24 protein-coding genes are annotated in these 24,920 nt (G+C 64.9%); 16 read left to right on the plus strand and 8 right to left on the minus strand.

Annotated elements, in window-relative coordinates; genetic code table 11:
• Position 1 precedes the first annotated feature (1 nt).
• On the minus strand, positions 2–715 hold the full coding sequence (gene rph, locus AC0L3B_RS04600) for a ribonuclease PH (protein WP_007598482.1): 714 nt from the start codon (positions 713–715) through the stop codon (positions 2–4).
• Positions 716–895: 180 nt separating this feature from the next.
• On the opposite strand from rph, the gene hrcA reads away from it, so the two are divergent.
• Positions 896–1,984, plus strand: coding sequence for a heat-inducible transcriptional repressor HrcA (hrcA, locus tag AC0L3B_RS04605; protein WP_085349937.1), 1,089 nt, complete (start codon positions 896–898; stop codon positions 1,982–1,984).
• 95 nt (positions 1,985–2,079) lie between these two features.
• On the plus strand, positions 2,080–2,697 hold the full coding sequence (grpE, locus tag AC0L3B_RS04610) for a nucleotide exchange factor GrpE (RefSeq protein WP_085349936.1): 618 nt from the start codon (positions 2,080–2,082) through the stop codon (positions 2,695–2,697).
• 141 nt (positions 2,698–2,838) lie between these two features.
• Here grpE and pncA read toward each other — a convergent pair whose 3' ends face one another.
• Together pncA and AC0L3B_RS04620 are read right to left on the minus strand one after the other, a co-directional pair.
• Positions 2,839–3,561, minus strand: a complete 723-nt coding sequence (pncA, locus tag AC0L3B_RS04615) for a bifunctional nicotinamidase/pyrazinamidase (protein ID WP_473380133.1) — start codon at positions 3,559–3,561, stop codon at positions 2,839–2,841.
• 146 nt (positions 3,562–3,707) lie between these two features.
• Positions 3,708–4,649 (minus strand): hypothetical protein, encoded by a 942-nt coding sequence (locus tag AC0L3B_RS04620; protein ID WP_473380080.1) that lies wholly within the window; start codon positions 4,647–4,649, stop codon positions 3,708–3,710.
• A 394-nt stretch (positions 4,650–5,043) separates the two neighbouring features.
• On the opposite strand from AC0L3B_RS04620, the gene dnaK reads away from it, so the two are divergent.
• From dnaK to AC0L3B_RS04660, 8 genes are all read left to right on the plus strand, one after another.
• A complete protein-coding gene (gene dnaK, locus AC0L3B_RS04625) occupies positions 5,044–6,945 on the plus strand; it encodes a molecular chaperone DnaK (RefSeq protein WP_007598490.1) in 1,902 nt (633 codons plus the stop codon).
• A 290-nt stretch (positions 6,946–7,235) separates the two neighbouring features.
• Entirely contained in the window at positions 7,236–8,369 is a 1,134-nt protein-coding gene (gene dnaJ / locus AC0L3B_RS04630) for a molecular chaperone DnaJ (protein WP_085359537.1), read from the plus strand.
• Between the two features lie 88 nt (positions 8,370–8,457).
• Positions 8,458–9,057, plus strand: a complete 600-nt coding sequence (locus AC0L3B_RS04635; RefSeq protein WP_085349933.1) for a class I SAM-dependent methyltransferase — start codon at positions 8,458–8,460, stop codon at positions 9,055–9,057.
• A gap of 57 nt (positions 9,058–9,114) precedes the next feature.
• On the plus strand, positions 9,115–9,693 hold the full coding sequence (locus AC0L3B_RS04640; RefSeq protein WP_085359535.1) for an NADPH-dependent FMN reductase: 579 nt from the start codon (positions 9,115–9,117) through the stop codon (positions 9,691–9,693).
• A gap of 6 nt (positions 9,694–9,699) precedes the next feature.
• Complete coding sequence (gene pyrF, locus AC0L3B_RS04645) at positions 9,700–10,410, plus strand: orotidine-5'-phosphate decarboxylase (RefSeq protein WP_018459602.1); 711 nt, start codon at positions 9,700–9,702, stop codon at positions 10,408–10,410.
• Between the two features lie 23 nt (positions 10,411–10,433).
• A complete protein-coding gene (locus AC0L3B_RS04650; RefSeq protein WP_027566211.1) occupies positions 10,434–10,745 on the plus strand; it encodes a DUF1330 domain-containing protein in 312 nt (103 codons plus the stop codon).
• Positions 10,746–11,003: 258 nt separating this feature from the next.
• Positions 11,004–11,819 (plus strand): 4-hydroxy-tetrahydrodipicolinate reductase, encoded by an 816-nt coding sequence (gene dapB, locus AC0L3B_RS04655; protein ID WP_018459600.1) that lies wholly within the window; start codon positions 11,004–11,006, stop codon positions 11,817–11,819.
• Between the two features lie 81 nt (positions 11,820–11,900).
• Positions 11,901–12,524 carry a 2,3-bisphosphoglycerate-dependent phosphoglycerate mutase gene (locus AC0L3B_RS04660; protein ID WP_018459599.1) on the plus strand — a complete coding sequence of 208 codons (624 nt, stop codon included), beginning with the start codon at positions 11,901–11,903 and terminating at the stop codon, positions 12,522–12,524.
• Positions 12,525–12,618: 94 nt separating this feature from the next.
• Here AC0L3B_RS04660 and AC0L3B_RS04665 read toward each other — a convergent pair whose 3' ends face one another.
• Entirely contained in the window at positions 12,619–13,515 is an 897-nt protein-coding gene (locus AC0L3B_RS04665; RefSeq protein ID WP_018459598.1) for a methylated-DNA--[protein]-cysteine S-methyltransferase, read from the minus strand.
• A 56-nt stretch (positions 13,516–13,571) separates the two neighbouring features.
• Positions 13,572–14,105 carry a DUF2244 domain-containing protein gene (locus tag AC0L3B_RS04670; RefSeq protein WP_018459597.1) on the minus strand — a complete coding sequence of 178 codons (534 nt, stop codon included), beginning with the start codon at positions 14,103–14,105 and terminating at the stop codon, positions 13,572–13,574.
• 22 nt (positions 14,106–14,127) lie between these two features.
• On the opposite strand from AC0L3B_RS04670, the gene nth reads away from it, so the two are divergent.
• The 3 genes from nth to AC0L3B_RS04685 are packed head-to-tail and all read left to right on the plus strand — an operon-like array spanning position 14,128 to position 17,666.
• Complete coding sequence (gene nth, locus AC0L3B_RS04675) at positions 14,128–14,880, plus strand: endonuclease III (protein WP_377786738.1); 753 nt, start codon at positions 14,128–14,130, stop codon at positions 14,878–14,880.
• A 34-nt stretch (positions 14,881–14,914) separates the two neighbouring features.
• Positions 14,915–16,051: an HlyD family secretion protein gene (locus AC0L3B_RS04680; protein ID WP_473380081.1), complete on the plus strand. Its 1,137-nt coding sequence runs from the start codon at positions 14,915–14,917 to the stop codon at positions 16,049–16,051.
• Positions 16,038–17,666: an MFS transporter gene (locus AC0L3B_RS04685; RefSeq protein ID WP_473380082.1), complete on the plus strand. Its 1,629-nt coding sequence runs from the start codon at positions 16,038–16,040 to the stop codon at positions 17,664–17,666. Before AC0L3B_RS04680 ends, AC0L3B_RS04685 begins: the two co-directional genes overlap by 14 nt.
• A gap of 53 nt (positions 17,667–17,719) precedes the next feature.
• Here AC0L3B_RS04685 and AC0L3B_RS04690 read toward each other — a convergent pair whose 3' ends face one another.
• Positions 17,720–18,511 carry a phytanoyl-CoA dioxygenase family protein gene (locus AC0L3B_RS04690; protein WP_473380083.1) on the minus strand — a complete coding sequence of 264 codons (792 nt, stop codon included), beginning with the start codon at positions 18,509–18,511 and terminating at the stop codon, positions 17,720–17,722.
• Positions 18,512–18,730: 219 nt separating this feature from the next.
• Positions 18,731–19,471: a sulfate transporter family protein gene (locus AC0L3B_RS04695; RefSeq protein WP_018459591.1), complete on the minus strand. Its 741-nt coding sequence runs from the start codon at positions 19,469–19,471 to the stop codon at positions 18,731–18,733.
• Positions 19,472–19,663: 192 nt separating this feature from the next.
• On the opposite strand from AC0L3B_RS04695, the gene AC0L3B_RS04700 reads away from it, so the two are divergent.
• Together AC0L3B_RS04700 and AC0L3B_RS04705 are read left to right on the plus strand one after the other, a co-directional pair.
• Positions 19,664–20,857 carry a CoA transferase gene (locus tag AC0L3B_RS04700; RefSeq protein ID WP_377786733.1) on the plus strand — a complete coding sequence of 398 codons (1,194 nt, stop codon included), beginning with the start codon at positions 19,664–19,666 and terminating at the stop codon, positions 20,855–20,857.
• Positions 20,854–21,801, plus strand: coding sequence for a hydroxymethylglutaryl-CoA lyase (locus tag AC0L3B_RS04705; RefSeq protein WP_368508956.1), 948 nt, complete (start codon positions 20,854–20,856; stop codon positions 21,799–21,801). The genes AC0L3B_RS04700 and AC0L3B_RS04705 overlap by 4 nt, the downstream gene beginning before the upstream one ends.
• Positions 21,802–22,102: 301 nt before the next feature.
• Here AC0L3B_RS04705 and AC0L3B_RS04710 read toward each other — a convergent pair whose 3' ends face one another.
• Positions 22,103–24,538: a heavy metal translocating P-type ATPase gene (locus AC0L3B_RS04710; protein WP_473380084.1), complete on the minus strand. Its 2,436-nt coding sequence runs from the start codon at positions 24,536–24,538 to the stop codon at positions 22,103–22,105.
• 50 nt (positions 24,539–24,588) lie between these two features.
• Here AC0L3B_RS04710 and AC0L3B_RS04715 point away from each other — a divergent pair, with 50 nt between their 5' ends.
• Positions 24,589–24,864: a metal-sensitive transcriptional regulator gene (locus tag AC0L3B_RS04715; protein ID WP_007598521.1), complete on the plus strand. Its 276-nt coding sequence runs from the start codon at positions 24,589–24,591 to the stop codon at positions 24,862–24,864.
• The last annotated feature ends 56 nt before the right edge of the window (positions 24,865–24,920 follow it).

Below are 24,920 nucleotides of genomic sequence, written 5' to 3' on the forward strand. Positions count from 1 at the left end.
ACTACGCTACCGCCAGTTTCTGCAAGTCCACGAGACGCGCGACGCCCTTGCGCGCCAGCGCCATCAACGCCAGGAACTCGGCTTCCGTGAACGGCTCGCGTTCCGCGGTGCCCTGGACCTCGATGATGCGGCCATCGCCGGTCATGACGAAATTGGCGTCGGTGTCGGCTTCGGAGTCCTCGGCATAGTCGAGGTCGAGCACGGGCGTGCCCTTGTAGATGCCGCAGGAGATCGCGGCGACGTTGTCGCGCAACACATTGGCCTTGACCATGTTGCGCGCCTTCATCCAGCTGACGCAATCGGCGAGCGCGACCCAGGCACCGGTGATCGAGGCGGTGCGGGTGCCGCCGTCGGCCTGGAGCACGTCGCAATCGACCGTGATCTGGCGCTCACCGAGCGCTTCGAGATTGATGATGGTGCGAAGCGAGCGGCCGATCAGGCGCTGGATTTCGACGGTGCGGCCGCTCTGCTTTCCGGCGGAGGCCTCGCGGCGGGTGCGTTCCGAGGTCGCGCGCGGCAGCATGCCGTATTCGGCGGTGACCCAGCCGCGGCCCTGGCCCTTCAGCCATGGCGGCAGGCGGTCTTCCAGCGTGGCGGTGACCAGCACGTGGGTGTCGCCGAATTTCACCAGGCACGAGCCTTCCGCATATTTGACCACGCCGCGCTCCAGCGTCACGGGGCGCAATTCGTCGGGCGCACGGCGGCTTGGCCGCATGGGAAATCCTCCAAAACTCTCGGAAAAGGGCTGTTGGCGGTGCTTGTAGGGGGGGTGAGGGTGGGCGGCAAGGGGGAAGATCGAGGCCTTCTTCACCCCCGATTTCCAATCCGCCAACGCCACGCTTGTCAGAAGCATCCGGGATAGACAAATTACCTGTGTCTAGAGGAGTTACCGTCTGTGGCCCATCACGATCCGATCCATCTGATCGCGCCGCGCGCGGGCCTCGCCCAGCTCAACGAGCGTTCCCGCGACATCTTTCGTCAAATCGTCGAAAGCTATCTCGCGACCGGGGAGCCGGTGGGCTCGCGCAATATTTCGCGCCTGATTGCCATGCCGCTTTCGCCCGCCTCGGTCCGCAACGTCATGGCCGATCTGGAACAGCTTGGCCTGATCTACGCCCCGCACACCTCCGCCGGCCGATTGCCGACGGAACTCGGCCTGCGGTTCTTCGTCGATGCCCTGATGCAGGTCGGCGACCTCAATGACAGTGAACGGCAGGCGATCCAGAGCCAGTTGACCTCCGTCGGCCACGCGCAATCGGTGGAGGCTGCGCTCGAGGAGGCATTGACGCGGCTCTCCGGCCTGACCCGCGCGGCCGCGGTCGTGCTGACGCCGAAATCCAATGCGCGGCTGAAACATATCGAATTCGTCCGCTTGGAACCGGAAAAGGCATTGGTGATCCTGGTCGGCGAGGACGGGCAGGTCGAAAATCGCGTGTTGACGCTGCCGCCGGGAGTTCCATCCTCGGCGTTGACCGAAGCCAGCAACTTCCTCAATGCCCGCATTCGGGGCCGGACCTTGGCCGAGGCGCGGCTGGAGCTCGAGACCGCGCTCGGAGAGGCGCGCACCGAGCTCGATCAGCTGACGCACAAGGTGATCTCGGCCGGCATCGCCAGCTGGTCCGGCGGCGAGAACGAGGATCGTCAGCTCATCGTCCGCGGCCACGCCAATCTGCTCGAGGATTTGCATGCGCTGGAGGATCTCGAGCGCGTTCGCCTGCTGTTCGACGATCTCGAGACCAAGCGCGGCGTGATCGACCTGCTCGGCCGGGCCGAAACCGCGGAAGGCGTGCGGATCTTCATTGGCAGTGAGAACAAGCTGTTCTCGCTGTCGGGTTCGTCCACCATCATCTCGCCCTATCGGGACGCCGCCGGCCATATCGTCGGCGTTTTGGGCGTGATCGGGCCGACGCGGCTGAATTATGCCCGCGTGATCCCCACCGTGGACTACGCTGCCCGCATCGTCAGCCGGCTCTTGGGGGGCTGACCGGCGGCCGGCCGATCACGGGCGCTTGATTTTCGCCGCCCAAAGCACGATATCCGGGCCAGAAACCCCCTGTGACGAATGCGAAAAGAGAGCCGATGACCGATCGAGACCGGCAACCCGAAGACACGAGTGCTGCGGCCGGCGAGCCCGTGGTGTCAAAACCGTACATCATGCCCGACGATCCCGAGCCCGGCTCGGTCGAGCTTCTGCAGAAGGAAGTCGCCGAGGCGCGCGACCGCATGCTGCGGACGCTGGCCGAGATGGAGAATCTGCGCAAGCGGACTACCAAGGAGGTCGCGGATGCCCGCCTCTACGGCATCACCGGCTTTGCCCGCGACGTGCTCGACATCGCCGACAACCTCCAGCGCGCGCTCGATGCCGTTCCGGCCGAAGCCCGTGCGGCGGCCGATGCAGGCCTCGCCTCGCTGATCGAGGGCGTCGAGCTGACCGAGCGCTCGCTGCTCAGCGCGCTGGAAAAACACGGCGTGAAGAAGTTCGACCCCTCGGGCCAGAAGTTCGACCCGAACTTCCAGCAGGCGATGTTCGAGGTGCCCGATGCGTCGGTGCCCGCGGGCACCGTCGTGCAGGTCATGCAGGCCGGCTACACCATCGGCGAGCGCGTGCTGCGTCCCGCCTTGGTCGGTGTCGCCAAGGGTGGCGCCAAGGCCGCGCCGGCTGCCAACAGCAACGAGCCGAACGGCGCGGCCAACTAGTTGATCCTCATGGGGAGGAGGCGCGTCAGCGCCGTCTCAAACCATGCAGGTCGCGCTGCTGCAGCGGGGCCTTCATCTTTCGAGACGCGCGCGGAGAAGCGCGCTCCTCAGGATGAGGGTCTTGCAGTTTTTTGACCGGGCCTACGCGCTCGCCGCGATATCCGCAGACTGAATCCGCTTCACGCCGGCCTTGGCCATGTCGGCCAAGGCTTTTGCCAGCGAACCCTGATTGTCGATGCCGCGGCAGGCGTCTTCCACCACATAGACCTCGAAGCCCGCCTTGCGCGCGTCGAGCGCGGTCCAGGCGACGCAGAAATCCGTCGCCAGCCCCGCGACGAAGACGCGCTTGATCTTGCGCGCCTTCAGATAGCCGGCGAGACCGGTCGAGGTCTTGCCGTCGGCTTCGAGGAAGGCCGAATAGCTGTCGACGTCCTTGTGAAAACCCTTGCGGATGATGAGCTCGGCGTGCGGGATCGCAAGGTCTTTCGACAGCGCGGCGCCGTCGGTGCCCTGCACGCAATGGTCGGGCCACAGCACCTGCTTGCCGTAGGGAAGATCGACGGTCTCGAACGGCTTCTTGCCGGCGTGGACTGACGCAAAGGAAATATGGCCTTGCGTGTGCCAGTCCTGCGTCATCACCACATTCGAAAATGCTTTCGAGATCTTGTTGATGACGGGCACCACCTGCTCGCCTTCCTTCACGGCAAGGCTGCCGCCGGGCAGGAAGCAGTTCTGCACGTCGATCACGAGCAGCGCGGATGCATCGTCCGGCTTGATCGATGCCGCTGCCAGAATTGCCGTGGGCGCGAGCGCCACGAGCGCGCTCGTCCCGAGCGCCGCCAAGACTTGTCGCCGATCCAGCATCATTCGCCTCCCTCCAGGATGAACTCAACGGAAGGGGAGCCTAGTTCCGTTCGTATACGAACAGAAGCCCGAAAATGCAGCCGGCTTTGGTGAGTGGTTGGGCTTGAGCCGCGGGTTCGGTGCACCTCTCCCGCTTGCGGATGCTGCTAGCCCTTCGGCTGGATGCCGTCGCGGACCGCGCGGAAGCGGGTGAAGGCGGCCGGCCATTGCTCGCGCGGGGCGCTGGCGATGATGCGCAGCGAGGCGCCGCCGCTGCTGAAGCGGATCCACTGCACCACGGTCACCGGCGTCTTGTCCTTGCCGCTGACGCCGTCGATCCGGGTCTCGAAACCCTGCTGGCCGCTGATGCGGATCGGCTCGGACATGGTGACGCGCGACTCGCGCACGCCGGGAATCTGGAGCGCCGCCTCCTGGGCGAAGCGGGCGCGGTCGTCGGCGGCTTGCGGGGTGGCGCCAATCACGCCGAGGATGATAAACGGCTTCGATTCATAGCCGGAGCTCTCGTCGCCGTCGGCCAGGATGATGCTCGAGCCCGGCGCCAGCGTGCGGACGTCCTTGAAGTCGGCGAGATCGGTGATCTTGAACGGCATCAGTGCGATCTGCTCTTCGGCCGAGACCTGCTTCCGGGTGACGACGCTCGCGAACATCTGCCGCACCGCCTCGTCGGTGTAGATCTTGATCGCATTCTCCGGAATCTGCACCGCGACATAGCCGGAGAAGCCGGCGCCCGGCACGATCATCGAATAGCGCCGCACTGGCGTCTCGCCGGCCTTGCCGCTCTCCGTGGTGAAATAGGCCACGCCCGCGGGCGTCTCGATCTTGTCCTGCTTGACGCCGTTGGTGCCGGCCGGATTGGAGTTGAAGGCGGTCACGACCTCGCCATAGGCGGCCGGCGGCAGCTCCGTGATCAGCACCTTGACGTTGCCGTCCTCGCTCTCGAAGCCGGGAAAGGTCTTGGCCGTGCTGAGGCCGACCAATGGCACCATGCCGAGGCGCAAGCCGGGTGGGAAAACGGCGTCGGCGGCCAGAGCCGGAAGCGTAGAGGCGACGAGGAGGGCGAGCGCGGCGAGGGGGCGGATCAGCTTCATGGGCACTCTGATTGGTTCACATTGAGGCCGTTCGATGGTGGCCAGCCGGCCGCTTTGTCGCGCGAGGCAGCCCGAAGACGAGCCCGGCCGGCTGCCCGCCTTTTAGCGGTTTTGGTCTGGCCGCAACAGGGCGGGGCGGGATGCGGTAGCGGATGCCGGCCGATCGCGGACCTGTTAATAATTTCTCACCCGCAAGGGCGGTGCAGCCCGGATATGTTCTTCCAAAACCCAATGTTTTCACGGCCGAAACTTGCGTTCGGTCCTTGCAGGCACCTCCCCCCCTCCTATATGACCCCCAACCATCGCAATATCGCGAATGTTTGATCTTAGGGGGTTTCGGTTCGGGTGCCTTCTGGGCCCAGCCAGCCTGCCGCAAAAACAAGGATACAGGACCATGGGAAAGGTCATCGGGATCGACCTCGGCACCACGAATTCGTGCGTCGCCGTAATGGATGGCAAGAACGCCAAAGTCATCGAGAATTCCGAAGGCATGCGCACGACGCCTTCGATCGTCGCCGTGACGGACGACGGTGAGCGCCTCGTCGGCCAGCCGGCCAAGCGCCAGGCCGTCACCAATCCCGAGCGCACGTTCTTCGCAGTGAAGCGCCTGATCGGCCGCCGCTACGACGACCCGATGGTCGAGAAGGACAAGAAGCTCGTTCCGTACAAGATCGTGAAGGCTTCCAACGGCGACGCCTGGGTCGAGGCCGACGGCCAGACCTACTCGCCCTCGCAGGTCTCGGCGTTCATCTTGCAGAAGATGAAGGAGACCGCGGAAGCCCATCTCGGCCAGAAGGTCGACCAGGCCGTCATCACCGTGCCCGCCTACTTCAACGACGCCCAGCGCCAGGCGACCAAGGACGCCGGCAAGATCGCGGGCCTTGAAGTGCTGCGCATCATCAACGAGCCGACCGCGGCCGCGCTCGCCTACGGCCTCGACAAGACCAAGGCCGGTACGATCGCCGTGTACGATCTCGGCGGCGGCACGTTCGATATCTCGATTCTCGAAATCGGCGACGGCGTGTTCGAGGTGAAGTCGACCAACGGCGACACCTTCCTCGGCGGCGAAGACTTCGACATGCGCCTGGTCGGCTATCTCGCCGACGAATTCCAGAAGGAGCAGGGCATCAACCTGCGCAACGACAAGCTCGCGTTGCAGCGCCTGAAGGAAGCCGCCGAAAAGGCCAAGATCGAGCTGTCGTCGACGACGCAGACCGAGATCAACCTGCCCTTCATCACCGCGGACCAGACCGGCCCGAAGCATCTGACGATGAAGCTCACCCGCGCCAAGTTCGAGGCGCTGGTCGATGACCTCGTTCAGAAGACCGTCGAGCCCTGCCGCAAGGCGCTGAAGGATGCCGGCCTCACCGCCGCCGAGATCGGCGAAGTGGTGCTGGTCGGCGGCATGTCGCGCATGCCGAAAGTCCAGGAAGTCGTGAAGCAGCTGTTCGGCAAGGAGCCGCATAAGGGCGTCAACCCGGACGAAGTCGTGGCGATCGGCGCCGCGATCCAGGCCGGCGTGCTTCAGGGCGACGTCAAGGACGTGCTGCTGCTCGACGTGACCCCGCTGTCGCTGGGCATCGAGACTCTGGGCGGCGTGTTCACCCGCATCATCGACCGCAACACCACGATCCCGACCAAGAAGAGCCAGGTGTTCTCGACCGCCGAGGACAGCCAGAACGCGGTCACCATCCGCGTCTTCCAGGGCGAGCGTGAAATGGCGGCCGACAACAAGATGCTCGGCCAGTTCGACCTGATGGGCATTCCGCCGGCCCCGCGCGGCATGCCGCAGATCGAGGTGACCTTCGACATCGACGCCAACGGTATCGTCAACGTCTCGGCCAAGGACAAGGCCACGTCCAAGGAGCAGCAGATCCGCATCCAGGCCTCCGGCGGTCTGTCGGAAGCCGACATCGAGAAGATGGTCAAGGACGCCGAGGCCAATGCCGAGGCGGACAAGAAGCGCCGCGAGGCCGTGACTGCCAAGAACGACGCGGATGGACTGGTGCATTCGACTGAGAAGGCACTGGCCGAGCACGGTTCGAAGGTCGCCGAGACCGAGCGCCGCGCCATCGAGGATGCCGTCAGCGACCTCAAGGAAGCGCTGAAGGGCGACGATGCCGAAGCGATCAAGGCCAAGACCCAAACGCTGGCCCAGGCTTCGATGAAGCTCGGCGAGGCCATGTACAAGCAGCAGGCCGAGGCCGACGCCAAGAAGGATGCGGCCAAGGACGACGTCGTCGACGCGGAATTCACCGAAGTCGACGACGACAAGACCAACAAGAAGTCCGCCTGAACCCCGCGAGGGTGATGATGCGGACGGCTTGGACCCCACACGCGCCAACGGCCTCCTCCCTCGCGGGGGAGGCCATCGTGTCGGGCTCGGCGGGCCAAGAGTCTTTGAAAATCGGCTCTGCGAAAATCGGCTCTGTTAAATTCGGGCCCGTTACGATCGATCAATTCCCAGCCGTTATTCTGAACACTGCCGTGCAATCCTCTGCCGCGAGGCCGAAGGCTGCCTATATCGTTGCATGGCGACGTTGCGTCGCTCCGACTTGAATCGCGATCGGATAGACTGAGCTCATCATGTCCACGTCCACCAAGCGCTGCTACTACGAAACCCTCGAAGTCGAACGCGATGCCGACGATTCCGCGCTGAAATCGTCGTTCCGCAAGCTGGCGATGAAGTTTCACCCCGACCGCAATCCCGGGGACAACACCAGCGAAGTCAAGTTCAAGGAAATCAACGAGGCCTACGAGGTCCTGAAAGACAAGGACAAGCGCGCCGCATATGACCGTTACGGCCATGCCGCCTTCGAGCAGGGCGGCGGCGGTGGTGCCGGTTTCGGTGCGGGCTTCGCCTCCTCTTTTTCCGACATTTTCGAAGATCTGTTCGGCATGGCCGGACAGCGCGGGGGCCGTGGCGGCCGCGAGCGCGGCGCCGACCTGCGCTACAACATGGAAATCACGCTCGAGGAAGCTTTTGGCGGCAAGACCGCGCAGATCGAGATCCCGGTCTCGGTCACTTGCGAGGCCTGTTCGGGCATCGGGGCCAAGGCCGGCACCAAGCCGAAGACCTGCTCGACCTGCGGCGGCGCCGGACGCGTACGGCAGTCGCAGGGCTTCTTCACGCTGGAGCGCACCTGTCCGGGCTGCCAGGGCCGCGGCCAGATGATCGAGGACGCCTGCCCGTCCTGCTCGGGTCAGGGGCGCGTCACCCGCGAGCGGACGCTGTCGGTCAACATTCCCCCTGGAGTCGAGGACGGCACCAGGATCAGGCTTGCCGGCGAAGGCGAGGCCGGGGTCCGCGGCGGTCCGCCTGGGGACCTCTACATCTTCCTGTCGTTGGCCCAGCATCAGTTCTTCCAGCGCGACGGCGCCGATCTGCATTGTCGTGTGCCGATCTCGATGGTGACGGCGGCGCTTGGCGGCGAGTTCGAGGTGCCGACCATCGACAAGGGCAAGACCAAGGTGAAGGTCCCCGCGGGCACCCAGTCCAGCCGCCGATTCCGCATTGCATCAAAAGGCATGCCGGTGCTGCGCTCGCGCCAGATGGGCGACATGTACGTTCAAGTCGTGGTCGAGACCCCGCAGAACCTCACCAAGAAGCAGCAGGAATTGCTGGCCGAGTTCGACAAGCTCTCCTCCGGCAATACCCAGCCGGAATCCGAGGGTTTCTTCACCAAGGTCAAGGATTTCTTCGGTAATCGGGCGAGTTGACGCGTCTTGACCGTGCCGCCTTCGGCCTATACGTCTTTATGACCATTTTCTGACACGCCGCGGTCACGCGGTCCCGGCCGGTCCCGACATGCCATTGCCATCGTCCGCGCGTGCGTTGAAGAAGCCCCGTCTCGATGACGAGGTGCGTTTTCTCCGGTCATGGATCGAAAAGCCTCTCCACATGGGCGCAGTGATGCCGTCGGGCAAGCTGCTGGCCCGGACCATGGCCCATTACGTCGACGTCAATTCGGACTCACCGGTGGTCGAGCTCGGGCCCGGCACCGGCGCCATCACCTCGGCCCTGGTCGAGCGCGGCGTCGACCAGAAGCGTCTCGTCCTCGTCGAATACAATCCAGGCTTCTGCGCCCTGCTGCGCGACCGCTATCCGCAGGCCAAGGTGGTGCAGGGCGATGCCTATCGTCTGCGCGACACCCTGTGGAACGTGCTGAGCGCGCCGGCCTCCGCGGTCGTCTCCGGCCTGCCGCTGGTTACAAAACCGATGCTAACGCGGCTGCGGCTCATCCGCGACGCCTTCACGGCCCTGGCGCCCGGTGCGCCCTTCGTCCAGTTCACCTATGCGGTGGTGCCGCCGATTCCGAAATCGCTGCCCGGCGTGTCCACAGAGGCCTCCGAACGGATCTGGATGAACCTTCCGCCGGCCCGCGTCTGGGTGTATCGCAAGGACTAATTCCGCCGGCGTTCCTGTTTGCGTGGCGGTCTCGTTTCGCCGAACGCATGGAAGCGGATGTCCGCACCGAAAATTCTGATCATTCCCGGCTCCCTGCGCACCGGCTCGCACAATGCGAAGCTGGCAGCGGTCGCTGCCTATGCATTCGATCAGGCCGGTGTCGACGTCACCCGGATCTCGCTCGCCGATTTTCCGCTGCCGATTTATGACGGCGACCTGCAGGCCAAATCCGGTGTGCCGAAGCACGCGATCAATCTCAAGCGCATGATCGGCGCGCATCATGGCGTGTTGATCGTCTCGCCCGAATACAACGCCTCGGTGCCGCCGCTGCTGAAGAACGCGATCGACTGGGTCAGCCGCGTGCATGAGCTGCACGAGCCGCGCGGCGAGGTGTTCCGCAACCGCGTCTTCGCGCTCGCCGGCGCCTCGCAGAGCCGGCTTGGCGCGGCTCGCGCGCTGCAGGCGTTGCGGCTGATCCTGACCTCCTGCCACGCCAATGTGATTGCCAGCCAGCTGACGCTCGCCTTTGCCGACCAGGCCTATGACGATATGGACAGGCTGAAGCACGAGGGCGATATCGCCGCGTTGAAGGAACTGGTGCGGCAGTTGATCGACGTTTCCCAACGCATGATGTGAGGTGACATGACGCCAGCCGAGATTGCCCCGAAAGACCGCCTGATCGTCGCGCTCGATCTGCCCAGCGTTGATGCCGCGGAAGCTATGGTCAACCGGCTCGGCGACAGCGTCACCTTCTACAAGATCGGCTATCGGCTCGCTTATGCCGGCGGCTTGCCGCTGGTCGGCAAGCTCGCCGACCAGGGCAAGAAGGTCTTTCTCGATCTCAAGCTGCACGACATCGGCAACACCGTGGCGCAGGGCGTCGACAGCATCACAAGGCTCGGCGCGACCTTCCTCACCGTGCACGCTTATCCGCAGACCATGAAGGGTGCCGTCGAAGGTCGCGGCAGCTCGAACCTGAAGATCCTCGCCGTCACTGTTCTGACGTCCTACAATGAGGACGATCTGCACGCGGCAGGCTTCCGGCTCGGCGTCTCCGAGCTCGTCGAAGCGCGCGCGCAGCAGGCGCAGGTGCTCGGCATCGACGGGCTGGTATCGTCGCCCGAGGAGGTCGGAGCCTTGCGCAAGATCGTCGGCCACCAGATGAGCCTCGTCACCCCCGGCATCCGGCCGGCGGGCGCCGCGAGCGGCGACCAGAAACGCATCATGACGCCGGGCCGCGCGATTGCGGCCGGCGCGGATTATCTCGTGGTCGGGCGGCCGGTGGTGGAAGCCACGGACTCCAGGGCGATCGCCGAGGCCATCCAGGCCGAGATCGCGCAAGCGCTCGGCTAACTAACAACACAGGGAGACGAACAATGGCAAAAGGCTACTGGATCGGACGCGTCGACGTGAGCAGTGACGAGGGCTACAAGCCCTATGCCGTCGCCAATGGTCCGATCTTCAAGAAATGGGGTGGCCGCTTCGTCGTCCGCGCCGGCAAGTTCACCACCGTCGAAGGCGCCAGCCGCACCCGCAATGTCGTGATCGAATTCCCGGACTACGAGACCGCGATCGCCTGCTACAACTCGCCGGAATACCAGGCCAACATCAAGGTGCGCCAGCCGCACTCCGTCGCCGACCTCATCATCATCGAGGGCTATGACGGCCCGCAACCGTCAGACGGCTGAGGCGCGAACTCCTCTTATTACTCTTGCCGAAATGCTCGGCCTGCATGGTTCGCCCGGCGATGCAGAGCATCGTCCGGAACGCCCGCCTTGCGGGCTCCTCACCATGAGGGTCTGATATCTTGCCGCAAGACGCGACCTCATCCTGAGGGCCGCCACAGGCGGGCGTCTCGAAGGATGGCCGCAGGCGACCTGCCCCTAATCCCCCTCGGTTGCCGGAACTGCATCCCCCCGCTACAACGGCCGTGAGAGGATCGCACCATGTCCGATATGCGCTTGATCGTTGCTGGAGCCGGCGGCCGGATGGGCCGGGCGCTGACGCGGGCGATTGCCGAGACCAAAGGCGCGGTGCTGGCCGGCGCGCTGGAGGCGCCGGGCTCGGAGCTGCTCGGCAAGGATGCCGGCGTGCTGGCAGGTCTGCCGGCCAATGGCATCAAACTCTCCGGCGATCTCTGGGCGATGTCGAAGGACGCCGACGGCATTCTGGATTTCACCGTGCCCGCGGCGACCCTCGCCAATGTCGCGATCGCCGCCGAGCGCGGCCTCGTGCACGTGGTCGGAACGACCGGCCTGTCGGGCTCCGACAACGCCGTGATCAAGAGCGTCACCAACCGCGCCGTCGTGGTGCAGTCCGGCAATATGAGCCTGGGTGTCAATCTGCTTGCCGCTGTGGTCAAGCGAGTCGCCAAGGCGCTCGACGAGAGCTTCGACATCGAGATCGTCGAGACCCATCACCGCATGAAGATCGACGCGCCCTCGGGCACGGCACTGATGCTGGGCCAGGCCGCAGCTAGCGGCCGCGGCATCGCGCTCGACGAGCATGCAGACCGCGGCCGCGACGGCATCACCGGCGCACGCAAGCCCGGCGACATCGGCTTTGCGTCGTTGCGCGGCGGCACCGCGGCCGGCGATCACAGCGTGAGCTTCCTCGGCGCGTTCGAGCGCCTGACGCTGTCGCATCACGCGGAGGATCGCATGCTGTTCGCCCACGGCGCGCTGAAAGCCGCGCTCTGGGCGCATGGCAAGAAGCCGGGGCACTACTCCATGGCCGACGTACTCGGCCTGTCCGACATCTGAACGAAGCATGATCCGGAAAAGTGTGAAGCGGTTTTCCGACAAGATCATGCTTAAACAACGAACGAAACGGAAAAGCAGTCGATGAGCGAACGTCTTCTCGTGCTGGTGCGGCACGGCCAGAGCGAATGGAATCTGAAGAACCTCTTCACGGGCTGGAAGGATCCTGATCTCACCGAGCTCGGCGTCAAGGAAGCCTCGGAAGCCGGCCGCAAGCTGAAGGCGCAGGGTCTCGTGTTCGACGTTGCATACACCTCGGTCTTGACGCGCGCACAGCACACGCTCGATCTCATTCTCGGCGAGCTCGACCAGAAGGGCCTGTCGACGACGAAGAACCTCGCGCTGAACGAGCGCGACTATGGCGATCTCTCCGGTCTCAACAAGGATGACGCCCGCAAGAAATGGGGCGAGGACCAGGTGCTGATCTGGCGCCGCTCCTACGACGTGCCGCCGCCCGGTGGCGAAAGCCTGAAGGACACGCTGGCGCGCGCGCTGCCGTATTACGTGCAGGAGATCCTGCCCGGCGTGCTCAACGGCAAGCGCACATTGGTCGCGGCTCACGGCAATTCGCTGCGCGCGCTGATCATGGTGCTGGAAAAGCTCTCGCCCGAAGGCATTTTGAAGCGCGAGCTCGCCACCGGCGTGCCGATCATCTACCGGCTCAATGCGGATTCGACGGTGGCATCGAAGCTGGATCTGGCGGGTTAAAGACGTTCGCGCGCGACTGAGTCCCGCCAAGCACTCGGTGTCGTCCTGGCTTTCGCCAGGACGACTAAGTGGGGCAGTTTACGCGTGGCAACTCTTACTGCAGCCCCAGCTGCCCGGCCTCCCAGCCCAGCATCGCCTGCTTGCGAGTGATGCCCCAGTGGTAGCCGGTGAGCGTGCCGCTCTTGCCGAGCGCGCGGTGGCAGGGCACGACGAAGGACACCGGGTTCTTGCCGACGGCGGCGCCGACGGCGCGTGACGCTTTCGGGCTGTTGATGTTGCAGGCGATGTCCGAATAGGACACCGCGCGGCCCATCGGGATCTTCAGCAAGGTCTCCCACACCCGCACCTCGAAATCGGTACCGATCATCACCACGCGCAGCGGCTGGTCCGGCCGCCAGAGTTTTGTGTCGAAGATGCGCTGTGCCAATGGTGCGGTACCTTCGTGATCCTCGACGTAAGTTGCGTTCCGCCATCGCCGCGTCATATCGGCAAGCGCCACCTGTTCCTCACCGGGATCGGCGAAAGCGAGTCCCGACAATCCGCGATCGGTCGCGATCACGATCGCGGTGCCGAACGGCGAGTGATGGAAGCCGTAGCGCAAGGTGAGGCCGGCGCCGCCGTTCTTCCATTCGCCCGGCGACATCGCCTCATGGGTGACGAAGAGATCGTGCAACCGGCCCGGACCCGACAGGCCCGAGTCGAGCGCCGCATCGAGGATGCTTGCGGAGTCCCGTAGCAGGCCCTTGGCGTGATCGAGCGTGAGCGCCTGCATAAAAGCCTTCGGCGTGATCGAGGCCCAGCGGCGGAACAGATGGTGCAGCTCGTCCGGGGTGACGCCGGCCGCATCCGCCATCGCCTCGATGGTCGGCTGCGTGCGCCATTTTTCGGAGATGAAGGCGATCGCCCGGCGCACGGAATCATAGTCGCGCATCGCGGCGTTCTGGGAGCCCGGCCCGGCCAGGCGCTGGTCATGTATCGCGAGTGTCATCATGCCTGGAAATGTAGGAGGGGGCGGGGTACGAAACCACCCGATTTCCGATCCGCAAATCAGGTCACCGGATTGTAGGTCGGACCGCGCCTGGCGGCATTTAAGGCCTCAACCAAACCCTTGTAGAAACTTGCCTTTTCGTCCGGCCCCAGGAAGCGGGCGATCTGGATCTGGTGACCTCGCGAGATCAGATAGAGGTGCTCGATGCCAAAATCCTCGTCGATTTCCATGTCGAGTCGAACCCAGAGCGGATTGAAGGTCCATTCGACGACCTGGCCATGCTGGCTGACGCGCCGCACGCGCAATTCAGATGGCGTGACCACGATCTCCTCGCTGGCCCGCGCCGCACGGAAATTGGCCTTGAAAGCCCACCAGATCACCAGCACGTCGAGGCCGAAAAAGCCGAACACCGGCCAGGCGCCCATCATCAGGAAGACGAGGCCGGTGACGAAGCTGACGGCGCTCAGGAACAGCATCACGGCGAGGAAGCCGGTGCGGTTCAGCGAGCGGTGCGGCGTCAGGCGCGCGGAAAAGATCTGAGGCTCAGCCTCGCTTGCAGATCGTTCGCGCTCAATTTCATTGCCTGTGCTCATCGTCCCTCAGTATATCCCGATCATGGCGAAAATCACCCGCAAGCCGGCCCCCCGCAAAACGTCCGTGCCGAAGAAAAAGGCGAAGGCGGCCGCCGCGAAGCCTAAGGCCCCCGGCAAGAAATCCCTCAAGGCCACGAAACCCTGGACGCCGCCCGAGGTGCACGAGGTCTTCAGCCGTTTCCGCAAGGCCAACCCGGAGCCAAAGGGGGAGCTCGAGCACGTCAATCCCTTCACGCTGCTGGTCGCCGTGGTGCTGTCCGCACAGGCGACTGACGCCGGCGTCAACAAGGCGACGCGTGCGCTGTTTGCGGTCGCCGACACACCGCAGAAGATGCTCGACCTGGGCGAGGAACGCCTGCGCGAGTACATCAAGACCATCGGCCTCTACCGCACCAAGGCGAAAAACGTGATCGCGCTGTCGGCGAAGCTGCTCAGCGAGTTCGGCGGCGAGGTGCCGCGCACGCGCGCCGGGATCGAGTCGCTGCCGGGCGCCGGGCGCAAGACCGCCAATGTCGTGCTCAACATGGCCTTCGGCGAGCACACCATGGCGGTCGATACGCATGTCTTCCGCGTCGGCAACCGGACCGGACTTGCGCCCGGCAAGACGCCGCTGGAGGTCGAGCTCGGTCTCGAAAAGGTGATCCCGGCCGAGTTCATGCTGCATGCCCATCATTGGCTGATCCTGCATGGCCGCTATACTTGCCTCGCGCGCAAGCCGCGCTGCGAGGTTTGCCTGATCAACGATCTCTGCCGGTGGCCGGAAAAGACGGTCTGAAAATAGCGTTCGGGAAAGTGGTTTGGAGTCTAGCGTGAGTCAGCAGGAACAAATCTCGCCATCGCCACCTCCTGCTACACCGGCGCCGCCACCGAAGCCAACGCAGCCACCGGCGAGTTCGCTCTGGAGCCGGCTCGCGATTCCGCTGTTCGCGGTGATCGTCGCGCTCGGCTTCGTCGCGCTTGCAACGCAGCGCTTCGACGAATGGGTCGGCAATTCGGTGGTCCAGACCACCAACGACGCCTATGTGCGCGCCGAGCTGACGCGGCTCGCCAGTCGCGTCTCCGGCGAAGTGCTGACCGTCGGGGTCACCGACTTCCAGCGCGTCAAGGCCGGCGATCTCCTGATCCGGATCGATCCTGCCGACTATGAGACGCAAGTCGCGCAGGCCGAAGCGGCGGTCGCCGCTGCGCAGGCCGTGCTCGACAATCTGGCGAACCAGATCGAGCTGCAATATGCGACGATCGCGCAGGCGCAAGCCGCGCGGCTCTCGGCCGAAGCCGTGGAGGTCGAGGCGCGGCAGGAGCAGGAGCGTCAGCAGTCGCTGTCGCAGACCGAATCCGGTACGCGGCAGCGCTTCGAACAGGCGGTCGCAGGCTATGCCAAGGCGCAGGCCGACGTGCGCGCGAGCCGCGCCGTGATCGCGGCCCAGCAGCACCAGCTCGAAGTCCTGCAAGGCACCAGGAAGCAGCGCGCGGCCGATCTCGAAGCGACCAAGGCGACGCTGGCGAGCGCGAAGCTAAAGCTCGGCTACACCAAGATATCCGCGCCGTTCGATGGCGTCGTCGGCGAGCGACAGGTCCAGCCCGGCGACTACGTCAACATCGGCACCAACCTCATCAACGTCGTGCCGTTGCCGAAGGTCTATGTGATCGCGAATTACAAGGAGACCCAGCTTACCCACGTCGCACCGGGTCAGCCGGTCGAGATCACCGTCGACAGTTTCCCGCGCGAGAAGCTGCGCGGCCGGGTCGAGCGCATTGCGCCCGCGACCGGCGCGCAGGTCGCGCTGCTGCCACCGGACAACGCAACCGGCAACTTCACCAAAGTCGTGCAGCGCATTCCCGTGCGCATCCAGTTCGACGACAACCAGCCGCTGCTGGCGCGGCTGGTGCCGGGCATGTCGGTCGTCACCAGCATCGACACCAAGGCCGGCAATGGCGGAAAATGACGATTCCAGTCGCGGACCGCTCTCGCGCGGCGGCGTCGCCCCGCAGCCGCTGTTTGCGGTGGCGGCGGTGCTGCTCGGCTCGTTCCTCGCCAATTTTGACAGCCGGCTGACCACGATTGGCCTGCCGGACCTGCGCGGCGCGTTCTCGCTCTCGTTCGACGAAGGCGCATGGCTCTCCACGGCGGGCATCGGCTCGCAGATATTCATCGCGCCCGCGGTGGCCTGGCTTGCCACCGTATTCGGCCTGCGTCGCGTGCTGGGTATCCCCAGCCTCGTCTATGCCGCGGTCTCGCTGATCATCCCGTTCGTGCACGACTATCCGACATTGCTCGCGCTCAGCCTCGTGCATGGCCTCCTGCTCGGCACCTTCGTGCCGGCGACGCTGATGATCGTGTTCCGCAATTTACCGATCCGCTGGTGGCTTCCGGCGATCTCGATCTATTCGATCCGCGTCGGCTTCGCGCTCGATACCTCGAGCTCGCTGGTCGGCTTCTATGTCGACCATCTCGGCTGGCAATGGCTGTACTGGCAGAGCGTCCTGATCGCGCCGCTGATGGGCCTGATGGTCTATTGGGGCACGCCGAACGAGCCGGTGAATCGCGCTTTGCTGCGCGACGCCGATTGGGGCGGCATGCTGCTGCTCGGCGCCGGCGTCTCGATGATCTATGCCGGGCTCGACCAGGGCAACCGTCTGGACTGGCTGGGGTCGGGGACTGTGATGGCGTTGATCATTGCCGGCGCGGTGCTGGTCGCGGGCTTCCTCGTCAACGAGTCCCTGGTGCGGCAGCCCTGGGCGCATGTGAACGTCTTGTTCTCGCGCAATATCGGCCTGGGGCTGGTCCTGATCCTGCTCTACACGCTGACCAGCCTCTCCAACGCGTCGCTGGTGCCGAACTTCCTCGCCACCATCGCCCTGCTCAGGCCGGAGCAGAGTGGCTTGCTGCTGCTCACCTATGGCGCCTTGCCAATGTTCGTGCTGGTGCCGCTCTCGATCTGGCTGCTGCGGCACTTCGATACGCGGACGGTGGTGGTCGTGGGATTTGCCTGTTTCGCTGCCGCCAATCTCTGGGGCACGCAGCTCAGCCATGATTGGGCGCGCGAGGATTTCGCGGGCATCGTGCTGCTCCAGGCGATCGGGCAGTCGCTGACCTTGCTGCCGCTGATCATCACGCTGCTGTCCAACTCCGATCCGAGCCGTGCCACCTCGTTTGCCGCCTATATCCAGATCATGCGGCTCGGTGGCGCCGAGATCGGCGTCGCGTTGATGGGGACGTGGCTGCGCGTCCGCGAGCAGATCCATTCCTTCTATCTCGGCCAGAATCTCGGTGTCGGCGACGTCGACGTGGTCCGCATGCTGAAACAGCTCGCCGACCATTTTGCGGCCCATGGTGCCGGCTCGGCACAGGCACGCGCGGTCGGTACGCTCGCCGGCCTCGTCCAGCGCGAGGCCAATGTGCTCGCCTATATCGACGGCTTCTGGCTGTGCTTCTGGGTCGCGATGGCGGCGCTCGGCGTCGTCGCCCTAGTCACCCGTGCCCCGCCCGGCCCGTTCACGCCGGCGCCGTTCGGCTTCGCCAGGATGCTGTTGCGCAGATGCGGAGTGCCCCTGACGTAGGTTCAGGATCCAGACGACCCACGCGCCGAGCGACGGTCGCGGGTTGGCTCTGACTATAACGTCAGACCACAAGCCCGACGGATGGCGATCTGAACCGGCGAGGGTGGCAACGCCGGGTCGAACTCGCCTGTTGGCAGCAGCGGCGGCTGTGCCATGAAACGCGGGCGCTTCCCCCGGTGAGGTTGCGCGGCGTGAACCAGGAATGGATGGCAGAGATAAACGGTCCCTGCCGCACCGATTGCCAGTTCAACGTCGCAATCTTCCGTAGAAGCGTAACCGTTGGCAGAGATTTGCTCCAGCGTTGCGCCTGCATCGCCATAGGGCAGCAGCTCCCGGGCGATGGTGGCGTGCGAACCTTTCCGTATCTTCGTTGGCGCATCCTCAGGGCCTACGTCCGAGAACAGGAAGAGCATCAGCAATGCGCGTCCGCTGCTCTTCACATTGACGCGCCACTGCATGAAATCCGGATTATCGAAGCCGAAACTCATGTCCACATGCCAGCCATCATCACCAGTGGACTCCGGTGAGGGAAAGCGGATTGGAAAAGTTCCGAGCGCTTTGGGCGCGATCCAGCGGCGGTCACCCGCGAGTTGGTCATAGGCTTCGTGCAGGATCGGCGCATTGGCGGCTTCAATGAATGGTGGCGAAGACTTCGATCCCACCCGAATGACCGGCTGGGTCCAGCTTTCGGGCTCGTGTGGCGACAGACCAATATCCGCCCACAATTCGTCCCTGCATTGTTCCGCAAGGTGCGTGCTGAAGGCGTTCTCGATCTTGATGAAACCGTCGTCGATGAAGTTTAGGACCCGATGAGAGGTCACGCCGATGCGCTCGGTTTTGGGCATTGCACATTTCTCCGTTCGGCCACCGCGTCAGCGCAGCCGTCTTGATCTGATTGGCGCGATACGCCGGAACGACTTGGTCGCTCAGATCAGCGGGAAGAATGTGGACATGAAAATCATGCTGCGTACCTTACGGCGGCGGAGAGCAAAATCAAGACAAGCGGGACGCAGAGCGCCTCTACGAGGGGGCGTCGTACGAGCGCGCCGCCAAGTCCGCTTGACCTACCGCATCTGCCGCGCCGGCTCGATCAGCTCGGGCCGCGGACCTGACAGCCGCTTGTGCATGTGAACCATGAAGGCCATGGCGAAGATCGGCGTCGCCAGATTGACGATCGGGATCGAGACGAAGGCTGCGATGAACAGGCCCGCGGTGAAGATGGTGGCGGCGTTGTCGCGCCGCATCGCCTTGGCTTCCTCCGGCGAGCGAAACCGCATCGCCGCGAGCTCGAAATATTCGCGGCCGAGCAGCCAGGCCGTGGCGAGGAAGAAGACCAGGAAACCGGCGCCGGCGAAAAGCACCAGCGGTAATGCGACCAGATAGACCAGGATCGTCAGCAGCGCGGTCTTGACGCCCTCGTAGATCGCCTGGCTGAACGGCAGCGCGATCCCCGGCCGCTCCGCCGGATAGTGCTCGCGCTCGACGATGTCGGCGACGTCGTCGACGAACACGCTCGCAACCAGGGAGGTGATCGCGGGCATCAGGAACACAGCCCCGAACACGACGCCGAGGCCCGCGGCGATCGAAATGATCCAGGACAACACCTCGAGCGATGAGTGCCAACCCGGACCGAGCAGGCCTTCCAGCCACGCCTCGCCATAGGTCGCAAACCAGCTCAGCAGCCGCTGCAAGCCGATCGCCAGCACGATGATCAGCACCAGTGCGACGCCGATCGACCGCCACAGGATCGAGCGCATCGGCGGCGAGATCATTTGTGACAGCGCCTTGACGGCGGCATCCAGCATGGGAGTTCCTCTCACGAAATCACCCGCGAGAGGTAGACACCCCGGGCCACTTCGGCAAGGGAGATCGGCGGCACCGCTTATGGCCGGATTGACCGCTGGCATCAACGAAGCCACGATGAATTCGGCAAGACCGTTGCTCCACCAACCCGCTTGACAACAAGCGGAACCAGCGCGGCAAAGGAACAGGCGCATATGGCGATGGAAGAATCGGCGGACGGATTGCCGCTTGCAGGCGTGCGCGTGGTCGAGATGACCCACATGGTCATGGGCCCGACCTGCGGCATGATCCTGGCGCAGCTCGGAGCCGACGTGATCAAGGTCGAGCCGCCTGCGGGCGACAAGACCCGGAGCTTGGGGGGCATGGGGACCGCCTTTTTCCCATTGTTCAACCGCGGCAAGCGCAGCGTGGTGCTGGATTTCGAGAAGACTGAGGATCGCGACACCATGCACCGGCTGCTGGCGACCGCCGACGTGTTCCTTGAGAATTTTCGCGACGGCCAGCTCGGTAAGCAGGGGCTTGGCGCGGACGAATTGCGCCGCCGGCATCCGGGTCTGATCATTGCCGGCCACAAGGGATTCCTCTCCGGTCCCTACGAGCACCGCCCCGCGCTCGACGAGGTGGTGCAGATGATGGCGGGCCTCGCCGCCATGACCGGCACCAGCGAAAAGCCCCAGCGCGTCGGCTCGTCCGCCAACGACATCATGGGCGGCATGTTCGGTGTGATCGCGATCCTCGCGGCGCTCTATCAGAAGCGCGGAGGAAAACGCGACGGCGCCGACATCCGCATCGGCCTGTTCGAGAACTGCCTGTTTCTGGTTGCCCAGCACATGGTCGAATACGAGATGACCGGCAACAAGCCGCGCTCGATGCCGGAGCGCGAGCATGCCTGGCCAATCTATGACATCTTCGAGACCGCCGGCGGCGAGCGCATCTTCATCGGCGTCGTCACCGAAGGCCATTGGCAGAGCTTTTGCCGCGAGTTCGGGCTGACTAAATTCCTCGATGATCCCGCCTTGCGCACCACGACCGATCGCATCCTGGCGCGCGGGCGGATCATTCCGCGCGCGGCCGGGATCATCAGGCAGTGGGACGTGGCAAAACTGTCGCAGAGGCTGGATGCGCTCAACATCTGCTTTTCGCCGATCAACCGGCCCGAGGATCTCTTCACCGATCCGCATGTGCTGCGGCCGGGCGGGCTCGTCAACAATGTCACCGCCGACGGCAGGCCGTTCCGGGTGCCGGCGCTGCCGATCGAATGGAACGGCAGCCATATCGGCGAAGGCCTGAAGGTCGCGCCGCTCGGCGCCGACACTGCGGCCGTTCGCGCCGAGATCGACAATGAAAATGAAGATGCCACGTCAAAAACAACAGGGAGGCGCGGATGAGCCGGATTCAGGAGATTTACCCCTCAGGGCGCGTCAGCCTGCGCGAAGTCGGCCTGCGCGACGGGCTCCAGCTCGTGAAGAAAATTCCGTCGACCGACGCCAAGCAACGCTGGGTGCGCGAGGAATATGCCGCCGGCGTGCGGCATTTCGAGGTCGGCTCGTTCCTGCCGGCGAAGACTTTTCCGCAATTCGTCGATGTTCGTGATGTCGTCGCGACCGTCGCTTCATTGTCCGGCGCGCATGGCATCGCGCTTGCGCTCAACGAACGCGGCGTGAACGAGGCGCTGGAATCCGGCGTCGGCGAAATCGCCTCCGTGATCTCGGCGACGGAAGAGCACAGCCAGGCCAATGCGCACCGTTCGCGCGAGTCCGCCATCGTCAATCTGAAACGCCTGTGCGAGATGCGCGATGCCACCAGCCACAAGCCGCTCGTCAACGCGGCGATCTCGATGGCGCTGGGCTGCTCGATCACCGGGGCGGTCGACCCTGCAGAAGTGCTGCGGCTGGTCGACAAATGCCTCGAAGCCGGTGTCGATTTCGTCGGCATCGCCGACACCGTGGGCTATGCCGGGCCGAAGCAGGTGGCGGAGCTGACGCGCGCCGCGGTGAAGCTCGCAGGGTCGAAGCCGATCTGCATCCATCTCCACGATACCCGCGGCATGGGCATCGCGAACGCGGCCGCGGCGCTCGACGAAGGCGCGCGGATCCTCGACGGCTCGCTCGGCGGCCTCGGTGGCTGCCCCTTCGCCCCCGGTGCGACCGGCAATGTCGTGTTCGAGGATCTCGTGTTCCTGTGCGAGAGCAAGGGCTTTGCGACCGGCATCGATTTGGAGAAGCTGATCATGGTGCGCAGGATCCTGCGCGAGGAGATGCCGAACGAGCAGCTCTACGGCGGCCTCGCTCGGGCGGGATTGCCGGGTGGGAGCGCGGCGAAGGCGGCTTAAATCCGCAAGCGGAACGCCCTTCCCTTCTCTCCCTTGCGGGAGAAGGTGGCGCGAAGCGCCGGATGAGGGGTCTCTCTCCGCAAGCTCGAAGGAAAGTAGTCGCGGAGACATACCCCTCACCCGTCTCGCCGCTTCGCGGCGAGCCACCCTTTCCCACAAGGGGAAGAGGGGAACGCACCGCCTGCGCGGCAAATCTACTCATGCCGGTGCGCGTGCTGGCGTGCCTTCGTCGGCTCCGCTTCGTCCAGGCTACGCGCATCTTACCGCGTTTCGTGAACGGTGCGAGAGAGAAGGCGCTCGCTCACAGCCGCGTTGCCCGTAGCCGCAGCGCGTTTCCAACGACGCTGACCGAGGACAGCGCCATCGCGGCCGCGGCGATGATCGGCGACAGCAGCACGCCGAACGTTGGATAAAGGGTTCCGGCCGCGATCGGAATGCCTGCGGCGTTGTAGATGAAGGCAAAGAACAGGTTTTGCCGGATGTTGCTCATCGTCGCCTGCGACAATTTTCGCGCACGCACGATGCCGGTCAGATCGCCCTTCAGCAAGGTGACGCCGGCGCTCTCCATCGCCACGTCCGTGCCGGTGCCCATGGCGATGCCGACTTCGGCTGCGGCCAGCGCTGGCGCGTCGTTGACGCCGTCGCCAGCCATCGCGACGCTGCGGCCGGCCTTCTGCAGCTTTGTCACCACCGCGCTCTTCTGATCCGGCAGCACCTCGGCCTCGACATCGGCGATGCCGAGCCTGCGCGCGACAGCCTCCGCCGTCGTGCGGTTGTCGCCGGTCAGCATGATGACCTTGATGCCTTCGGCCGCGAGTGCCTTCAGCGCCTCCGGCGTGGAAGCCTTGACCGGATCGGCGATCGCGAACAGGCCGGCGAGCCGGCCGTCGACGGCCATGTTGATCACTGTCGCGCCATCGCCGCGCAGCCGTTCGGCCTCGCCATCGAGCGTTTTGGTGTCGATGCCGATCGACATCAGATATTTGGCATTGCCGAGCACGATGGTTTTGGCGTCGACCTTGCCGGTGGCGCCCTTGCCTGTCGGCGAATCGAATTGCTCGACCTGGCCCAGCGCGAGCTGCTTCTCCTTCGCCGCGCGCATGATCGCGTCGGCCAGAGGATGCTCGCTGGCGCGCTCCACGCTGGCGGCCAAGCGGAGGATGTCATCTTCCGCAAAGCCGGCCGCCGGCACGATCGCGACCACCTTCGGCTTGCCCTCGGTCAGCGTGCCGGTCTTGTCGACCACCAGGGTGTCGATCTTCTCCATCCGTTCCAACGCCTCGGCGTTCTTGATCAGCACGCCTGCCTGCGCGCCGCGGCCGACGCCGACCATGATCGACATCGGAGTCGCCAGGCCAAGCGCGCAGGGGCAGGCGATGATCAGCACGCTGACGGCGGCGACGAGGCCGAAGGCCAGCCGCGGCTCCGGTCCGAACCAGGCCCAGGCTGCGAACGCGATGACGGCAACGGCGATCACCGCCGGCACGAACCAGCCCGCGACCTGGTCGGCGAGACGCTGGATCGGCGCGCGCGAGCGCTGCGCGTCCGCGACCATCTGCACGATCTGCGACAGCAGCGTCTCACGCCCGACCTTGTCGGCGCGCATGATGAAGCTGCCGGACTGGTTGAGCGTGCCCGCGATGACCTTCGCGCCCGTCTCCTTGGTGACCGGCATGGACTCGCCTGTTACCAGCGACTCGTCGAGCGAGGAACGGCCCTCCAGAATGACGCCGTCGACCGGCACTTTTTCGCCCGGACGCACGCGCAAGCGGTCACCGGCATGAAGGGCGTCGATCTCGACCTCGTGCTCGCCGCCGTCGGTATCGATGCGGCGCGCGGTCTTCGGGGCGAGCTGCAGCAGCGCCTTGATCGCACCCGACGTCGCATCGCGGGCGCGCAGCTCCAGCACCTGACCGAGCAGCACCAGCACGGTGATGACGGCCGCTGCCTCGAAATAAACCGCGACCGCGCCTTCGTGGCCGCGGAAGGTGGCAGGGAAAATCTGCGGCGTGATGGTGCCGATCAGGCTGTAGACATAGGCGACGCCCGTGCCCATCGCGATCAGCGTGAACATGTTGAGGTTGCGCGTCAGCAGCGACTGCCAGCCGCGGACGAAGAACGGCCAGCCGGCCCACAGCACCACTGGCGTTGCAAAGACGAGCTGGATCCGATTCGACAGCGTCGCATCGATCCAATTGTGCGGGCCCGCGAGATGGCCGCCCATCTCCAGCACGACGGCCGGCAAAGCCAGCGCGCCGCCGATCCAGAACCGCCGCGTCATGTCGGCAAGCTCGGGATTGGGACCGGTCTCCAGGCTCGCCACTTCCGGCTCCAGCGCCATGCCGCAGATCGGGCAGGTGCCGGGTCCGGCCTGGCGGATCTGCGGATGCATCGGGCAGGTGTAGATCGTGCCTGCGGGCATCTCGGGTTGGGGTGTCTTCTCCTTGGCGAGATATTTTGCGGGGTCGGCAGCGAATTTGGTGCGGCAGCCGGCCGAGCAGAAATGGAAGGTCTCGCCGTGATGGTCGAACCGGTGTTTTGAGGTCGCAGGATCGACCGTCATGCCGCAGACGGGATCGCGGACTGTTGCCGCGGCGCCGTGGTCATGCGCGTGATCGCCGTGCCCGCCGCAGCAGGAGGAGGCCGCGGGCTTGGCGAGCGGCGGAGCTTTGCTGCCACAGCCGCATCCGGAACGTGTTTCCGCGTTGTGACGGTGCTCGAGTTCGGCGTCGTTCATTGCCACGCTCCGGCCTTGCAAGTCATACCCTGGGGGGGTATATAGTCCGCATGCGCAAGGACATCAAGGCATCTGTCGGAAAACGTCTCGGCCGGATCGAGGGACAGGTTCGCGGCCTCTCGAAAATGGTCGAGGAGGACCGCTATTGCATCGACATCGTCACGCAGATCTCGGCGGTGCGCGCCGCCTTGCGCCGGGTCGAGGAAGAGGTTCTGAAAGATCACGTCGCCCATTGCGTCGAGCATGCGATCGCGAGCGGCGACAAGGCGGACCAGCGCGAGAAGATCGCGGAGCTGATGGCGGTGATCGGGCGGGCGGAGCGGTAGATCGCCGTCATTGCGAGGAGCGTGGCGACGAAGCAATCCGGACTGCTCAGGCAGAG

The sequence above is a fragment of the Bradyrhizobium sp. Kon56 genome, from assembly GCF_055807635.1.

Excerpts from the sequence above, each read along its gene's own strand:
- AC0L3B_RS04715 (WP_007598521.1), top strand. The coding sequence starts at position 24,589 with ATGCGCAAGGACATCAAGGCATCTGTCGGAAAACGTCTCGGCCGGATC.
- AC0L3B_RS04705 (WP_368508956.1), top strand. The coding sequence starts at position 20,854 with ATGAGCCGGATTCAGGAGATTTACCCCTCAGGGCGCGTCAGCCTGCGC.
- pncA (WP_473380133.1), bottom strand. The coding sequence starts at position 3,561 with ATGCTGGATCGGCGACAAGTCTTGGCGGCGCTCGGGACGAGCGCGCTC.
- AC0L3B_RS04650 (WP_027566211.1), top strand. The coding sequence starts at position 10,434 with ATGGCAAAAGGCTACTGGATCGGACGCGTCGACGTGAGCAGTGACGAG.
- AC0L3B_RS04660 (WP_018459599.1), top strand. The coding sequence starts at position 11,901 with ATGAGCGAACGTCTTCTCGTGCTGGTGCGGCACGGCCAGAGCGAATGG.
- rph (WP_007598482.1), bottom strand. The coding sequence starts at position 715 with ATGCGGCCAAGCCGCCGTGCGCCCGACGAATTGCGCCCCGTGACGCTG.
- AC0L3B_RS04695 (WP_018459591.1), bottom strand. The coding sequence starts at position 19,471 with ATGCTGGATGCCGCCGTCAAGGCGCTGTCACAAATGATCTCGCCGCCG.
- AC0L3B_RS04620 (WP_473380080.1), bottom strand. The coding sequence starts at position 4,649 with ATGAAGCTGATCCGCCCCCTCGCCGCGCTCGCCCTCCTCGTCGCCTCT.
- nth (WP_377786738.1), top strand. The coding sequence starts at position 14,128 with ATGGCGAAAATCACCCGCAAGCCGGCCCCCCGCAAAACGTCCGTGCCG.
- AC0L3B_RS04670 (WP_018459597.1), bottom strand. The coding sequence starts at position 14,105 with ATGAGCACAGGCAATGAAATTGAGCGCGAACGATCTGCAAGCGAGGCT.
- dnaJ (WP_085359537.1), top strand. The coding sequence starts at position 7,236 with ATGTCCACGTCCACCAAGCGCTGCTACTACGAAACCCTCGAAGTCGAA.
- dapB (WP_018459600.1), top strand. The coding sequence starts at position 11,004 with ATGTCCGATATGCGCTTGATCGTTGCTGGAGCCGGCGGCCGGATGGGC.
- grpE (WP_085349936.1), top strand. The coding sequence starts at position 2,080 with ATGACCGATCGAGACCGGCAACCCGAAGACACGAGTGCTGCGGCCGGC.
- pyrF (WP_018459602.1), top strand. The coding sequence starts at position 9,700 with ATGACGCCAGCCGAGATTGCCCCGAAAGACCGCCTGATCGTCGCGCTC.
- AC0L3B_RS04685 (WP_473380082.1), top strand. The coding sequence starts at position 16,038 with ATGGCGGAAAATGACGATTCCAGTCGCGGACCGCTCTCGCGCGGCGGC.
- AC0L3B_RS04665 (WP_018459598.1), bottom strand. The coding sequence starts at position 13,515 with ATGATGACACTCGCGATACATGACCAGCGCCTGGCCGGGCCGGGCTCC.
- AC0L3B_RS04635 (WP_085349933.1), top strand. The coding sequence starts at position 8,458 with ATGCCATTGCCATCGTCCGCGCGTGCGTTGAAGAAGCCCCGTCTCGAT.
- AC0L3B_RS04700 (WP_377786733.1), top strand. The coding sequence starts at position 19,664 with ATGGCGATGGAAGAATCGGCGGACGGATTGCCGCTTGCAGGCGTGCGC.
- AC0L3B_RS04710 (WP_473380084.1), bottom strand. The coding sequence starts at position 24,538 with ATGAACGACGCCGAACTCGAGCACCGTCACAACGCGGAAACACGTTCC.
- dnaK (WP_007598490.1), top strand. The coding sequence starts at position 5,044 with ATGGGAAAGGTCATCGGGATCGACCTCGGCACCACGAATTCGTGCGTC.
- AC0L3B_RS04690 (WP_473380083.1), bottom strand. The coding sequence starts at position 18,511 with ATGCCCAAAACCGAGCGCATCGGCGTGACCTCTCATCGGGTCCTAAAC.
- AC0L3B_RS04640 (WP_085359535.1), top strand. The coding sequence starts at position 9,115 with ATGTCCGCACCGAAAATTCTGATCATTCCCGGCTCCCTGCGCACCGGC.